Below are 14,657 nucleotides of genomic sequence, written 5' to 3'. Positions count from 1 at the left end.
ATGTGTTAGTACCCGCTATCCGTAGTCAGGATGAAATGGCCCGGCTCAACCTCTTTGTAGTTAGACGGTTCTGGCGCGTATCCAATTGGATGAATGGGCGACGGTATCGGCTTGAAATTCAAATCTTTTTCCGATTTCCGCTTGTTCGGGTCCGCGATTGGAACGGCCTTCATCAGCGCCTGCGTATACGGGTGCTGCGGGTTCTCGAACACCCGCGCGCGCGGTCCAAGTTCGACAATCCGGCCCAGATACATCACGCCCACATGGTGGCTGACCCGCTCCACAACGGCCATATCGTGACTGATGAACAGGTAAGACAGGCTCAGTTCGGATTGCAGCTCCATCATTAGGTTCAGAACCTGCGCCTGCACCGACACGTCCAGCGCCGAGACGGCCTCATCCGCGATGATCAGTTTCGGGTTCAAGGCCAAGGCGCGGGCGATTGCGATACGCTGGCGCTGACCGCCGGACATCTCATGTGGGAAACGGCGCATGAAGCTGCGCGGCAGTTGCACCTTGTCGAACAGCTGCGCAACGCGATCTTGCAGTTCCGACCCCGAGGCCACGCCATAGTTGCGCATCGGTTCGGCCACTTGGTCGATCAACTGCATCTGCGGATTTAGCGAAGCGAACGGGTCCTGAAAGATCATCTGCATATCCAGCCGCGCTTTGCGCAGACCGGATTGGTCCAGCTTCATGATATCGACGCCGTCCAGATTGACCTCACCCGCCATCGGCTCGACCAATCTAAGGATCGAGCGCCCGGCCGAGGACTTGCCGCACCCCGATTCGCCCACGAGGCTGAGCGTCTGCCCTTTGTTCAGCGTGAACGAGACATCCTCAACAGCATGAACATTCGAGATCGTCCGGCGCAGCAAGCCGCCTTTGACCGGGAAGCGCGTGGTCAGGTTCTTGACCGTCAGTAGTGTTTCTTCCGTGCCGGGAATCGGAGCGATATTTTGCCCTTCAACACCCAATAGCTTCATCGGTTCCGGCGCGGCCTTTCCCTGCATCTCACCCAGTTTCGGCACCGCGGCCAGCAGCGCCTTGGTGTAATCATGCTGCGGGTTCTCGAAAATTTCAGTGACCGGGCCTTCTTCGACCTTATTGCCGCGGAACATGACCACAACGCGGTCGGCCATCTGTGCCACCACAGCCATGTCATGGGTGATGAACATCACCGCAGTACCCGTTTCGCGTTTCAAACGGTCCATCAGGGCCAGAATCTCAGCCTGAATGGTCACATCCAATGCTGTCGTCGGCTCGTCCGCGATCAACAGACGCGGCTCGCACGCCATAGCCATGGCGATCACCACGCGCTGTCGCATCCCCCCTGACAACTCGTGCGGGTATTGCTTGAGACGGCGCTCGGGTTCGGGGATTCGCACCTGCCGCAGCAGCTCCAAAGCGCGCTCTTCGGCCTGCGTCTTGGACATGTCCTTGTGAATGCGCAGCCCTTCGGTCAGTTGCCGACCAACGGTGAAAACCGGGTTCAGGGCGGTCATTGGCTCCTGAAAGATCATCCCGATCTCATTGCCGCGAATCTGTTTCATCAGATCCTGATCGGCATCGGCCAGGTCAATCTCGGCCCCGTCGCGGCGATCAAACAGCAGCTCGCCACCGGCGATTTCGCCTCCGCCGAACTCGACAAGACGCATCAGAGACAGCGACGAAACCGATTTGCCCGAGCCCGATTCGCCAACAATACAAACCGTTTCGCCCGGGTTTACCTCGAACGAGACATCCTCAACGCCCACGACCGGGCCGTCTTTCGTCTGAAACTCCACCCTCAGTTTTTTGATCTGGGCAATTGGTTGATCCAGCACGCGCGCGCTCCCTTTTGGGTCGTTTTGTTTTTATGGATGCCGAACGCTAAGGCGGTGAGCCAGGAAAAGTCAAACGCAATGCACGATTTCGTGACGGCAAGGCTTGCAATTTTCCCAAGTTCTGTTTCGATACCGGCGTAACCGACAATCAGCGAAGGCAAAAATCGCGTTGCGCGAAATGCAATTGATATTTTTATCAAAGTCTTAGCCACAAGTCGGCAACGCCAAATCCGCAGGCATTGCGGAGATAATCGAGACACGCAAGTGTCCAATTCGGGAGTGACTTATGAAGATCAAAACCCTTTTGCTTGGTGCGATTGCAAGCACGGCGATGGCCCCTGCGGCCTTTGCTGAGCGCGGATCGGACGGCAATGTCAGCATCATTTATTGGCAGGCTCCGTCAATTATGAACCCGTTTCTGTCGGGTGGCACAAAAGATGTTGAGGCAGCCTCGCTGGTTATCGAACCACTTGCACGCTACGACCAAGACGGGAACATGGTGCCGTATCTGGCCGCTGAAATCCCGACCGTTGAAAATGGCGGCGTCAGCGAAGACCTGACCACCATTACCTGGAAGATTGCGCCGGGCCTGACATGGTCGGACGGTACACCGTTCACCTCGGCCGACGTGGTGTTTACCGCAAACTACTGCATGGACCCCGAAGGCGGTTGTGCACAGGTGACCAAGTTTGAAGGCGTCACCGATGTCGAAGCTGTCGATGACCTAACCGTTAAGGTAACGTTCGACGCTCCGACCCCCTTCCCCTACGGACCGTTTGTGGGTGGTGAAAGCCCGATCATTCAGGCCGCTCAGTTCGCTGACTGCATGGGCGCAAAAGCCCCTGAATGCACCGACCAGAACTTCAACCCGATCGGCACCGGCCCGTTTGTCGTCACCGAGTTCAAGCCGAACGACGTGATCACATTTGCCGCCAACGAAAACTATCGTGACCCGGCCAAGCCGGCATTTGCCAGCGTAACCTTCAAAGGTGGCGGCGACGCAACTGCTGCTGGCCGTGCGGTTATGGAAACCGGCGAGTTTGACTATGCCTGGAACCTGCAGTTGGCCCCTGAAGTCATCGCGCAGATGCAGGAAGGTGGCAAAGGTACTCCGGTCGCAGGCTTTGGCCCGCTGGTCGAGCGTATCATGCTGAACCAGACCAACCCGTCGCCCGACCTGCCGGAAGGTGAGCGCTCGACGGCGGCGCATCCGCACCCATTCCTGCAGGATCCCGCCGTTTACAAAGCCATGTCCATGGCCATCGACCGCCCGCTGCTGGTTGAGATCGGCTACGGTCAGGCTGGCAAAGTGACCTGTAACTGGGTTCCGGCCCCGGCTGCGTTCAACTCGACTTCGATGAGCTGTGACACGCAGGATATCGAAGGTGCCAAGAAACTGCTCGACGACGCAGGCATCGTTGATACCGATGGCGACGGCATTCGTGAAAAAGACGGTGTGCCGCTGAAAATCGTCTACCAGACCTCGACCAACGCTGTGCGTCAGGACTTCCAGGCGCTGATCAAGGAATGGTGGAGCCAGATCGGCATCGAATCCGAACTGCGCAATATCAACGCATCGGTCTTCTTCGGTGGTGACCCGGGTTCGCCTGACACCTTCCAGAAGTTCTATGCAGACGTTGAGATGTACGCCAACACCTTCAACGGCACCGACCCGCAGTCCTATCTGGGCAACGGTCTGTGCGACAAGGCACCGAAGCCTGAGTCGCAGTGGCAGGGTGAGAACATCAGCCGCTTCTGCAACGAAGAGTTTGACGCCTTGCACGCCAAACTGGCGGAAACTGCAGGTCTGGAGGCTCGTGCGGAGATCGCCAAGCAGCTGAACGACATCATGGTTCAAAATGGCGGCATGATCCCGCTGGTGCACCGTGGCCGTCTGTCGGCGCATGCAAACACCCTGGGTGGTGTTGTCCTGAACGTTTGGGACAGCGAGCTGTGGAACATTGCGGACTGGTACCGCAAAACCGGTTCCTAAGCGTTAGTCTTGCAATATCGCGCCCCGATCTTTATCGGGGCGCGGTCATTTGCAGACCACTCCAACAAAAAGACGCATCAACAAAGGCGCCTTTGAATGCTCAACTTTACCATCAGACGACTGGTGCTGGCCGTACCCACGCTGCTGTTCATCAGCCTCGTCATCTTCCTGCTGCTCGAGCTTGCCCCAGGCGACCCGATGGCACAGGTTCCCCTCACCGTCCCCCCCGAAGTCAAAGAGAAGATGCGCGAGGCGCTTGGCCTTGGCCAGCCGATGCATATCCGGTTCTGGAAATGGATCGTGCAGTTCTTCTGGATCGAGCCGCAGGTTCTGATCGACCATATGTTTGGCACCACTTTCTCCGAAGGTGACCTGCGTGTGATTTCGTGGCAGACCCGCTCGCCCGTTATGGACATCGTCGTTCAGCGTATCCCGCAGACCCTGTGGGTGGTTGGCACCGCCTATGTGGTCGCCATCCTGATCGCGCTGCCCATCGGCATCTATTCCGCATACCGCCAGTATTCCTGGTTCGACCAGATGGGTACCTTCGTGTCGATGGTCGGCTTCTCAGTCCCGCCCTTCTTCTCGGGCGTGCTGGTGATCGTGATCTTCTCGGTCCAGCTGGGCTGGTTCCCATCGATCTATGACACGACTCACGTGGTGAATAGCTGGGATAGCTTCGTCGTACAGCTGAAACAGATGATCATGCCGGTCATGGTGCTGGCGCTGCAGATCACGGCGCAGTTGAGCCGCTTCATGCGCGCTTCAATGCTGGACAACCTCAACCAAGATTACGTTCGTACCGCCCGCGCCAAAGGGCTGAGCGAATACACGGTTGTGATGGTCCATGTCCTACGCAACTCGATGATCCCGGTGGTTACCGTTATTGCGCTGGGTATTCCGGCCATCTTCGGCGGCGCAATCATCACCGAGCAGGTTTTCAAGGTGAACGGTATCGGCCAGTTGCTGATCGGCGCGATTCAAGCCAACGACCTGCCGATGGTGCAGACGCTGACCTTCATCTTTGCCGTGTTGATCGTTCTGTTCAACCTGATCGCTGACGTTCTGTACGGCATTCTGGACCCGAGGATTCGCTATGACTGATACAGACAAATCAGACACGCTGGTCCCCGACGAAGGACTGGCCCCCGCCTCAACCGCGCTGCCAACTGCAGGCGTGATGGACGACCTGGCCACCCCGCCCCGCAGCCAGTGGCGCGATGTGTGGGATCAGTTCAAAACGCACAAAGGCGCGATGATCGGAGCGATCCTGTTCATCTTCATCGTCGCCGGTGTGTATCTGGGGCCCTACCTCTGGAGCATCGATCCAACCCAGATCGACATCCGGTCGCGCAATCAGGGCCCCAGCTGGGCGCATCCGTTCGGCACCGATCAGCTGGGCCGGGATATTCTGGCGCGGATGATGTCGGGTGGTCAGACCTCGGTCTCGGTTGGCATCACCGCTATGTTGCTGGCGCTGTTTCTGGGATCGTTCATTGGTGTGATCGCAGGCTTCTTCAAACGCCTCGACGGGCCGTTGATGCGACTGACCGACCTGTTCCTCGCACTCCCCCTGCTACCGCTGCTGCTGGTCATGATGCTGCTGTTCCGCGAGCCTCTGTCCGCCGCATTCGGGCTGGAGCGTGGGATTTTCATCCTGATTGTCTGCGCCATTGGCATCACCTCATGGATGCCCACGGCGAGGATCGTACGCGGCGACGTGCTGGCCATCAAAGAGCGTGAGTTCGTTCTGGCTGCACGCTCCATCGGCACCAGCAACCGGCAGATCATCACGCGGCACATCCTGCCGAACGTACTGTCTCCGATCATGGTGTCGGCAACGCTGGGGATTGCGACGGCGATCATCACCGAAAGTGCGCTGTCCTTCCTCGGGCTCGGCTTCCCGCCGGACTTCCCGACCTGGGGCCGCCTGCTGTTTGATGGTGTCGACTATTTGCAGCAATACCCCGAGCGTGTGTTCTGGCCCGGCCTAGCGATCTCGCTGACTGTTCTCAGCGTGAACTATCTGGGCGATGGCTTGCGTGATGCGCTGGATCCGCGCATTCGCGGCCGGTAATAAACCTCAGTCGGCGCGCTTTAGCGCGCCGGCACAGACCACGATCAGCACCGCCAGCGGCAGCAAGACACCAAACGCCATCCGTAGCGACAGCAATTCGGCCAGAAACCCAATCAGCGGCGGTCCGATCAATAGCCCCCCATATCCGAGCGTTGCGACACTGGCGATGGCCTGCCCCGGTGGGGTGTTTGGATCGTTGGCTGCGCGGCTGAACGCCAAGGGCATGATCACCGCATAACCGACCCCCATCAGCGTGAACCCGACCAATGCCAATGGCGCAGCACCAGCGGACACCACGCAGAACACCCCTATCGCAGCAAAGACACCGCCGCCCCTCGCTGCTGCGACCGGGCCGACGCGCGCGATGAGGAAGCCGCCAGCCAAACGACACACCACCATCGCGACCGAAAAAACCGCATAGCCCAAGGCTGCCACGCTCTCGGCGGCCCCAGTGACGTCGCGCAGGAATAGCGCGCTCCAATCTGCGACGGCACCTTCTCCTAACGCACCGCATAGCGCCGTGAAGCCAACGAGGATCAACACCCCGGACGGGAATGCAAACACGGCGCCTTGAGACTGCTCCGCGCGGCGGGACGTCCACTGCACCCAGGACATCGCCAAGGCCAGTGCCACCACAACGCCTCCCGCAACCAGGAAATGCTGCAGAACGGTCGCATCCCACTGAACCGCTGCAAATCCACTTATCGCCCCGAGGCCGGCACCCAGGCTCCACATCGCATGAAACGAGGACATGAGCGGTTTGTCGTAAGCCTGCTCGACCTCGGCGGCCCATGCGTTCATCGCCACATCCATCGAGCCATGAAAGGCACCGAACAGAAACAGGAAGGCCGCAAGCAGGGTGAAGCTGTCGGCCAGCGCCAGCAAAACCAGCGAAAAGGTGTACAGAACCGCGATGATCCGCGTGATCGACACGGCCCCGAACCGGTCGGTCAATCGCCCGGTCACCGGAAAGGAACAGACAGCACCCGCTGCCATGAATAGCAGGCCATAGCCAAGCTCTTCATGGCTGAGGGTCAGGTGATCGCGCACCGCCGGAATGCGGGAGGCCCAGATACCGAACAGGGCACCGTTCAGCGCGAACATCGCGGTGACGGCGCGCCATGCAGCAGCGACACTGATCATACTAAAGCTCCGCTTGTTTGATGCGCTTCGCCGGCTACTAGTACAAAGCTACCAAACAGAGGCAAGCGCCGCTCACTCCAGCCGACGCCGAATTCTGCGGACGCCCACCCAAACGGCCAGAATGACCGGAACCGTGACCAAAGCCGTCAACATTCCCTTACTGATCCCCGTCGACGTCAGAGGATACAGCAGATAGCTAACCAGCGAGACGGCATAGTAGCTGATGGCAACCACCGACAGCCCCTCGACAGTGTGCTGCAGGCGCAGGGCCTGATCGGCGCGGCGGTCCATGCTCTCCAGCAAGGCCTGATTCTGCGCGCTGCGTTCCACGTCCACACGTGTTCGCAGCAGATCTCCGGCGCGGATGGCCCGGTCTGACAGGGCCTGTAGGCGCAATTCAGTCGACTTAACAGTCCGCATCGCAGGGTCATAGCGGCGCATCATGAAATCGGCAAAGCTCTGCCCCCCCATGAACCGCTCTTCCCGCAAGACTTTGACGCGCTGGTTAACGATGGCCTCATAGGCGCCCGTGGCCCCAAACCGAAAGGAACAGCGTGCCGAGATCGTCTCCAACTCGGTCGAGGTTTTCAGCAGTTGCGGTAGCATATCATCGGGATGTTTGCCGCCATCGGTCATCTCGCCCATCAGCGCGGTCAGCTTCTGATCCAATTCGCCGATGCGCGGGGTCAGCGATTTGACCCGTGCAAACCCCAGCATGGACATGGCCTTGTAGGTCTCGATCTCGCATAGACGCTGGATGATCCGTCCAACCCGGCGCTCTCCGGTTCCATCCGAAACGAACAGCGCGAACCGCATATGCCCTGCCGGGTCGATACGAAAATCGCTGGCGCAGATCGCGGCATCGTCCAAAACGCGGGACACAGCAAGGCTTTCGGGTTCGAACCAATCCGGTAGCAGGTTCCGGACGACATCATCCTCTGGACGCGGAACGACCCGCAGCAACGCCGACGTGATCCTTTGGCCGGGACTGGCCATCATCCAATCCGGCGGGAAGACTTCGAAATCGGCGGGGTTGAACGCCCGCTCACTCACGTTCTGAGAGATCGCAGTAAAGGTTACGAACTCAGTGTGTTGCTCCCACTTGAGCCAATGGCGTCCGATCTGCCCCGCATAGTGGGTCGCGTCGGGCTGAGGGTGCGGCGCGCCGTGGCGATCCAGCAGATTGATCAAATGCGCAATGTCGTCCTGCCGGTCCCCACCTTGCGACGTGCCGGGCTTCTTGATCGCCAGAAAGGCAACCGTGCATGGAACCTGCGCCACCGGAAAAGGTCGGGCGTGCAGTTCATTGGCAAGCCGATAGCGTAAAGGGTGGTCATCGATTGGCGTCATGCGGGGCTCCGATTCATCCGACACACTATACGGCACACCCAAAATACATCAATTCCCATTTTATTTCAGATACTTACAAGAATGCGACGGTATACATTCCAGCCAATTCATTGATTTGGTTGCCATAGCTCGATGGGATTGCCCTCGGGATCGTGAATACGGGCGAATTTGCCTACCTCGCTGTCCCAATCCGGATTGGTTTCGACGGTTATCCCTGCGTCCTGCAACTGAAGTGTCAAAGCGGCCAGATCATCAACCCTGAAATTGACCATCCACTGCTGCTCGCTTCGGCCAAAATACGCGGTATCCTGCGCGAAGGGTGCGAAAACGGTATAGCCCTCAGCCTGCTTCCAAGGGACCGGATCGTAGTGATTTACCCCCAGGTGTCTTTCATACCATTCACTCAGGGCCTTGGGGTTCTTGGCGCGAAAAAAGACCCCGCCGATTCCGTTTACTTTCTCCATGACCTTGCTCCCACATAGTGCCCGTCAGACGTAAAGTAACACATCACGCCTGCTACATCTGGCTGCAATACTCTGGAGGCGAGAAGGCCAAGCCCTCTTCAAAGTAGGAAAGAAAAGGGCGCCCGCAGGCGCCCTTTGCAATTGAATTGTGCGTTTTGATCACTCGATCATCGGCAACAGCTTGTCCAGCGACTGCTTGGCATCGCCATAGAACATGCGCGTGTTCTCTTTGAAGAACAGCGGGTTCTCGATGCCCGAATAGCCAGTGCCCTGACCGCGTTTTGAGACAAAGACCTGCTTGGCCTTCCAGCACTCCAGAACCGGCATACCGGCGATGGGACTGTTGGGATCTTCCTGCGCCGCAGGGTTCACGATGTCGTTCGAGCCGATGACGATGGCCACATCGGTGTCCGCGAAATCGTCGTTGATCTCATCCATCTCCAGCACGATGTCATATGGCACTTTCGCCTCGGCCAGCAGAACATTCATGTGGCCCGGCAGACGTCCGGCAACGGGGTGGATCGCAAAGCGCACCTCTTTGCCCTTGGCGCGCAGCTTGCGGACCAACTCGGACACCGACTGCTGTGCCTGAGCAACAGCCATGCCGTAACCCGGGATGATGACAATGCTGTCCGCATCGTTCAGCGCGGCGGCCACGCCGTCCGCCTCAATCGCGATCTGTTCGCCTTCGACAGCCATCTGCTCGCCCTGCGGGCCACCGAAGCCGCCTAGGATCACACTGACAAAGTGACGGTTCATCGCCTTGCACATGATATAAGACAGGATCGCACCCGACGATCCGACCAGAGCGCCGACCACAATCAGCAGGTCGTTGCCAAGGCTGAAGCCAATCGCCGCAGCCGCCCAACCCGAATACGAGTTCAGCATCGACACAACCACCGGCATGTCGGCACCGCCGATGCCCATGATCAGGTGATAACCAATGAACAGCGCCGCCAGCGTCATCAGGATCAACGGGAACAGACCGCCCGAGCTGGTGTACCAGATCAGACAGATCAGCGAGAGACCCGCAGCCGCCGCGTTCAGCATGTGACCACCGGGCAGTTTGGTCGCGGCGCTCGTCACTTTGCCCGCCAGTTTGCCATAGGCCACGACCGAGCCAGTAAAGGTGATCGCACCGATGAAGATGCCCAGGAACAGCTCAACATGCAGGATCGCCAGTTCCGCAGGGGTCTTCTTGGCGATCAGCTTTGCGAATGCACCAAGGTCGGACAGGTCCGCCTGACCCGCGCTATCTTTGATCGCCATGACCTGAGCCACGTTTCCGATCTCGAAATGCGCGTTGAAGCCGACGAACACAGCCGCCAGACCAACCAGCGAGTGCATTGCGGCCACCAGCTGCGGCATCTCGGTCATCTGGACGCGCTGCGCCACGTATTGACCGATCAGACCACCCCCGATGATCAGCAGAATGGACAGCAGCCACAGGCCCGAACCCGGGCCGACCAGCGTGGCAAAGACCGCCAGCGCCATACCGACGATACCGTACCAGACTGCACGTTTGGCGCTTTCCTGGTTCGACAACCCGCCGAGCGACAGGATGAAAAGGACAGCCGCAACAACATAAGCGGCAGAAGTGAAGCCAATCATATGCCCGACCTCCTTAGGATTTCTGGAACATGGCGAGCATGCGCCGGGTGACGAGGAAGCCGCCGAAGATATTGATCCCGGCCATGAACACGGACAGCGCCGCCAGCAGAATAACCAGGAACGACCCGGACCCGATCTGCATCAAAGCCCCGACGATAATGATCGACGAGATCGCGTTGGTGATCGCCATAAGCGGTGTGTGCAAGCTGTGCGCGACGCCCCAGATCACCTGGAAGCCCACAAAGATCGCCAACACAAATACGATGAAGTGCTGCATGAAGCTGGCCGGAGCGATCAGCCCCACCAGCAGCATCAACGCACCACCAACACCCAGCAAGGTGAACTGCTGCTTGGTCTGCGCCTTGAAGGCTGCGATTTCCTGCGCCTTTTTTTCTTCCGGGGTCAGTTCCTTGACCTCGGGTTTCTTCTGCGCCGCAATCGCCTGTACCTTGGGCGGAGGCGGCGGGAAGGTGATCTCGCCCTCATGGGTCACGGTTGCACCGCGGATCACGTCATCTTCCATGTCGTGATTGATCTGACCGTCCTTGTCGGGCGTCAGGTCAGACATCATGTGACGGATGTTGGTCGCGTAGAGAGACGATGCCTGCGCCGCCATTCGGCTGGGGAAGTCGGTATAACCGATGATGGTCACGCCATTGTCGGTCACGATCTTCTCATCCGCGACGGTCAGCTTGCAGTTGCCGCCTTTTTCCGCCGCAAGGTCCACAATGACCGAGCCCGGCTTCATCGCCTCGACCATATCCTTGGTCCAAAGCTCAGGAGCTTCGCGGTTCGGGATCAGCGCGGTGGTGATCACGATGTCCATCTCGGGCGCCAGCTCACGGAACTTGGCCAGCTGCGCATTGCGGAACTCTTCGGACTGGACCGACGCATAGCCGCCGGTGGCCGCGCCATCCTGCTGCTGCTCTTCAAAGTCCAGATAGACGAACTCGGCACCCATCGACTCAACCTGCTCGGCCACTTCGGGGCGCACGTCGAACGCATAAGTGATCGCACCCAGCGATGTGGACGTACCAATCGCCGCCAGACCGGCAACACCAGCACCCACGATAAGCACCTTCGCAGGCGGTACCTTTCCGGCCGCGGTCACCTGACCGGTGAAGAAACGGCCAAAATTGTTGCCCGCCTCAATTACCGCACGATAACCGGCGATGTTAGCCATCGAGGACAGCGCGTCCATTTTCTGCGCACGGGAAATACGCGGAACCATCTCCATCGCAATTACATTCGCGCCTTTGGACTTGGCTACCTTCATCCCCTCTTCGTTCCCCGCCGGGTTGAAGAATGAGATCAGCGTCTTGCCTTTGGTCAGACGCTTCAGCTCGGTCTCATTCGGCTGGCGCACCTTGGCGACGATATCCGCAGCTTTCCAAAGCGACGCCGCGGTTTTCATAACCTCGACACCGGCCTCTTCGTAAGCCGCATCAGAAAAGCCCGCCGCAGCACCGGCACCCTTTTCGATCAGGCAGTCATAGCCCAGTTTTTGCAGTTGGCGCGCCGAGTCCGGCGTCATCGCCACCCGGTTCTCACCGTCAAAAACTTCTTTTGGCGTTCCTATCTTCAACGGAGAGCCTCCTTTACTTTCGATATGTTCGCGCGAGTTCTTTGCATCTTTCGTTCAATCCCCACCTACATTGCGAAAGATTATTTCGCAACTGCAGCATTCGTTACGTTGTGTCATTGGCAGCACACCTTCAAATCCAGCGTCGCGTCTTTTGCGCATAACGGGCGAAGTCAGCGCGAAATTTGCGTCGCAAGCGATCCTCTTCCGGCTCGATAAAGCGGCGCTCCAGAATCCAGACGAAAATCGGCACCAGAACCAGCGACAGCACCGCATCGAAACGCAGGATCAAACCGGTCAGGATAAGGACGTCTCCCAGATAGATTGGGTTCCGGCTGCGTTTGAAAATTCCGCTTTGCACCATGCTGGATGGGGTCTGGTGTGGCATTACCGTCGTCTGATGGCGGCGGAATTCGACAACTGCCAGAACCACCAGAACAATACCGCCCCCGATGAGCACGCCGCTGGCAAGATCAGTCAACCACCCTTGAAGGGACAGCCCAAAGGACAGGTGTTGCGCTTGAAACCACACGAGGCAAGCCGCCCCCAGCAACCAGATCGGAGGGATGTCGATTTTCTGCATTCGCGCTGATTACCTGTCGATATCTCTCAAAGAAAGTGTCGTTTTCGACAGTTTGTCTACCGCTTTCCGACCTTAAGATCAAAACATCAAAAGGTCGCGGCGATTTATTTCGAAGATATGCATCGGTGGACAGCGCTTAGTGCATCCGATAGCCAACGGATGTAACCAAAATAATCAACAGGGCCCAGCCGGAATGACCGACTTCAAAGCAACCAAAGCCATGTTCGAACTGCCCGAAGGCATTCTCTATCTTGACGGCAACTCTCTGGGTCCGTTGCCAAAGGCGGTTGATGCGCGTCTGCACCAGACGGCGACGCAGGAATGGGGGCAGATGCTGATTACCGGTTGGAACAAGGCCGGATGGATGGGATTGCCCACGGGCTTGGGGGATCGGATCGGACGTCTGATCGGGGCCGAGGCAGGCAGCGTTGTGGTCGGCGACACTCTGTCGATCAAGGTTTATCAGGCCGTGGCATCGGCCTTGGAGTTGAACCCGAACCGCAAGGTTGTGCTGTCGGACAACGGCAATTTCCCATCCGATTTGTATATGGCTGACGGGTTGCTGCGCTCGCTAGGCGCGGAATACGAATTGCGGGTCGTCGCCCCGGAAGAGGTCGCCGAAAACATCACCGAAGACATCGCCGTTCTGATGCTGACCGAGGTCGACTATCGCACCGGTCGTATGCACGACATGAAAGCTCTGACCGAGTTGGCCCATTCCAACGGTGTGGTAACGGTCTGGGATCTGGCCCATTCCGCAGGCGCAATTCCGGTCGATCTGGCCGGGTGCAACGCCGATTTTGCGGTCGGTTGTACCTACAAATACCTCAATGGCGGCCCCGGCGCGCCTGCGTTCATCTACGTCGCTCCACGCCTGTCCGACCGTGTGCGCCCGGCGCTTTCAGGATGGTTGGGGCACGAAGCCCCCTTTGCCTTCGATCTCGACTATCGCCCCGGTTCGGGGATTGAGAGGATGCGGGTCGGCACCCCTCCGGTCCTGCAAATGGCCGCGCTGTCTGCGGCGATGGATGTCTGGGACATGGCCGAGATGGCCGATGTCCGGGCGAAGTCCATCGAACTGACCGAGTTGTTCATTGCAAAGGTCGAGGCCACCTGCCCCGGCCTGACCCTCGCCAGCCCACGCGATCCGGCGCTGCGCGGCAGTCAGGTCTCATTCCACTTTGCCGAAGGCTACGCCGCCATGCAGGCGCTGATTGCCCGCGGCGTGATCGGAGATTTCCGCGCACCGGACATCATGCGCTTTGGCTTCACGCCTCTCTATGTTGATGAGAACGACGTGGAAGAGGCCGCAGAGATTTTGGCGGACATCATAACCAATAGCCTGTGGGACCAGCCGGAATACAAAATCCGCCAGCGGGTTACCTGACCTCAAGCCCGGCACCCAGCAATTCAGCCAATTGCGCGATGCGTTTCTCGAACTCATCAGCGCTGGTTGCGGTCATCTTGACGCCCATCAGGGTCGCGGTGATGGTCTTCGCCGTCTCGTCCGGGCCGTTGGGCAGGCGGACGCGTCCGGCGCTGTCTTCGCGGCGCAACCAATCGGCATAAAGCGCGATCATCTCCTCCTCGCCCTCGGTCAGAATGTCCGAGGCGGTGGACGTGCTGGTATCCAGCATCTCTCGCCCGTGCGGAGAGGTGAGCATCGCGGCAACCCCCTTGATCTGCCCGTCAATCGCACGCGCCAACCGCTGGGACACACTGCCATCGCTGGACAAGGCCTGCGATACGGTTGCGGTTTTCTCGGCGTAATGCGCACGCACAAGGCTGCGCACGATCGCCTCTTTGTTCTTGTAATGCAGATACACAGCAGGGCGCGACATGCCCGCCCCTTTGGCGATGTCGTCCATCGAGGTTTTGCGAAAGCCATAGGCCGCGAACGCCTCAAGCGCCGACGCAAGAATGGCCTGTTGCCGCGGATCGTCTTGCGTTTCAATCATGAAACCGATCTGACAGTTTTCGTTTTATTTGTCAATTGACACCCTGACACTTTCCGGCAATTATGTCAGC

General features: G+C 58.7%; 12 protein-coding genes. 4 read left to right on the top strand and 8 right to left on the bottom strand.

The window, feature by feature from the left end; translation table 11 throughout:
- Positions 1-5: 5 nt before the first annotated feature.
- A complete protein-coding gene (locus J7394_RS00450) occupies positions 6-1,826 on the bottom strand; it encodes an ABC transporter ATP-binding protein (protein WP_209250220.1) in 1,821 nt (606 codons plus the stop codon).
- 286 nt (positions 1,827-2,112) lie between these two features.
- On the opposite strand from J7394_RS00450, the gene J7394_RS00445 reads away from it, so the two are divergent.
- The 3 genes from J7394_RS00445 (at position 2,113) to J7394_RS00435 (ending at position 5,896) form a co-directional block, all read left to right on the top strand.
- A complete protein-coding gene (locus J7394_RS00445) occupies positions 2,113-3,819 on the top strand; it encodes a peptide ABC transporter substrate-binding protein (protein ID WP_209250219.1) in 1,707 nt (568 codons plus the stop codon).
- Positions 3,820-3,915: 96 nt separating this feature from the next.
- A complete protein-coding gene (locus tag J7394_RS00440; RefSeq protein ID WP_170375080.1) occupies positions 3,916-4,923 on the top strand; it encodes an ABC transporter permease in 1,008 nt (335 codons plus the stop codon).
- On the top strand, positions 4,916-5,896 hold the full coding sequence (locus J7394_RS00435; protein ID WP_170375078.1) for an ABC transporter permease: 981 nt from the start codon (positions 4,916-4,918) through the stop codon (positions 5,894-5,896). Before J7394_RS00440 ends, J7394_RS00435 begins: the two co-directional genes overlap by 8 nt.
- A 6-nt stretch (positions 5,897-5,902) precedes the next feature.
- Here J7394_RS00435 and J7394_RS00430 read toward each other — a convergent pair whose 3' ends face one another.
- The 6 genes from J7394_RS00430 to J7394_RS00405 all read right to left on the bottom strand — a co-directional run bounded on the left by J7394_RS00430 (position 5,903) and on the right by J7394_RS00405 (position 12,629).
- Complete coding sequence (locus J7394_RS00430; protein ID WP_209250218.1) at positions 5,903-7,039, bottom strand: MFS transporter; 1,137 nt, start codon at positions 7,037-7,039, stop codon at positions 5,903-5,905.
- 72 nt (positions 7,040-7,111) lie between these two features.
- Entirely contained in the window at positions 7,112-8,389 is a 1,278-nt protein-coding gene (locus tag J7394_RS00425) for a DUF3422 family protein (protein WP_209250216.1), read from the bottom strand.
- Between the two features lie 107 nt (positions 8,390-8,496).
- Positions 8,497-8,853 (bottom strand): VOC family protein, encoded by a 357-nt coding sequence (locus tag J7394_RS00420; protein WP_209250214.1) that lies wholly within the window; start codon positions 8,851-8,853, stop codon positions 8,497-8,499.
- Between the two features lie 159 nt (positions 8,854-9,012).
- Positions 9,013-10,464, bottom strand: a complete 1,452-nt coding sequence (locus J7394_RS00415; RefSeq protein ID WP_209250212.1) for an NAD(P)(+) transhydrogenase (Re/Si-specific) subunit beta — start codon at positions 10,462-10,464, stop codon at positions 9,013-9,015.
- 13 nt (positions 10,465-10,477) lie between these two features.
- The gene (locus J7394_RS00410) at positions 10,478-12,049 is read right to left on the bottom strand and encodes a Re/Si-specific NAD(P)(+) transhydrogenase subunit alpha (protein WP_209250210.1); all 1,572 of its coding nucleotides are present in this window, start codon (positions 12,047-12,049) and stop codon (positions 10,478-10,480) included.
- 130 nt (positions 12,050-12,179) lie between these two features.
- Positions 12,180-12,629 carry an isoprenylcysteine carboxylmethyltransferase family protein gene (locus J7394_RS00405; protein WP_209250208.1) on the bottom strand — a complete coding sequence of 150 codons (450 nt, stop codon included), beginning with the start codon at positions 12,627-12,629 and terminating at the stop codon, positions 12,180-12,182.
- Positions 12,630-12,822: 193 nt separating this feature from the next.
- Between J7394_RS00405 and kynU the strand changes: the two genes are divergently transcribed.
- Positions 12,823-14,016 carry a kynureninase gene (gene kynU / locus J7394_RS00400; RefSeq protein ID WP_209250206.1) on the top strand — a complete coding sequence of 398 codons (1,194 nt, stop codon included), beginning with the start codon at positions 12,823-12,825 and terminating at the stop codon, positions 14,014-14,016.
- On the opposite strand, the gene J7394_RS00395 is transcribed toward kynU, so the two are convergent.
- On the bottom strand, positions 14,009-14,587 hold the full coding sequence (locus J7394_RS00395) for a TetR/AcrR family transcriptional regulator (protein ID WP_209250204.1): 579 nt from the start codon (positions 14,585-14,587) through the stop codon (positions 14,009-14,011). The genes kynU and J7394_RS00395 overlap by 8 nt on opposite strands.
- Positions 14,588-14,657 lie beyond the last annotated feature (70 nt).

The organism is Ruegeria sp. R13_0 (assembly GCF_017743995.1).
GTDB lineage: Bacteria > Pseudomonadota > Alphaproteobacteria > Rhodobacterales > Rhodobacteraceae > Ruegeria.
This window is presented reverse-complemented; position numbering and strand designations above follow the sequence as displayed.

Excerpts from the sequence above, each read along its gene's own strand:
- J7394_RS00435 (WP_170375078.1), top strand. The coding sequence starts at position 4,916 with ATGACTGATACAGACAAATCAGACACGCTGGTCCCCGACGAAGGACTG.
- J7394_RS00440 (WP_170375080.1), top strand. The coding sequence starts at position 3,916 with ATGCTCAACTTTACCATCAGACGACTGGTGCTGGCCGTACCCACGCTG.
- kynU (WP_209250206.1), top strand. The coding sequence starts at position 12,823 with ATGACCGACTTCAAAGCAACCAAAGCCATGTTCGAACTGCCCGAAGGC.
- J7394_RS00430 (WP_209250218.1), bottom strand. The coding sequence starts at position 7,039 with ATGATCAGTGTCGCTGCTGCATGGCGCGCCGTCACCGCGATGTTCGCG.
- J7394_RS00420 (WP_209250214.1), bottom strand. The coding sequence starts at position 8,853 with ATGGAGAAAGTAAACGGAATCGGCGGGGTCTTTTTTCGCGCCAAGAAC.
- J7394_RS00415 (WP_209250212.1), bottom strand. The coding sequence starts at position 10,464 with ATGATTGGCTTCACTTCTGCCGCTTATGTTGTTGCGGCTGTCCTTTTC.
- J7394_RS00395 (WP_209250204.1), bottom strand. The coding sequence starts at position 14,587 with ATGATTGAAACGCAAGACGATCCGCGGCAACAGGCCATTCTTGCGTCG.
- J7394_RS00405 (WP_209250208.1), bottom strand. The coding sequence starts at position 12,629 with ATGCAGAAAATCGACATCCCTCCGATCTGGTTGCTGGGGGCGGCTTGC.
- J7394_RS00425 (WP_209250216.1), bottom strand. The coding sequence starts at position 8,389 with ATGACGCCAATCGATGACCACCCTTTACGCTATCGGCTTGCCAATGAA.
- J7394_RS00445 (WP_209250219.1), top strand. The coding sequence starts at position 2,113 with ATGAAGATCAAAACCCTTTTGCTTGGTGCGATTGCAAGCACGGCGATG.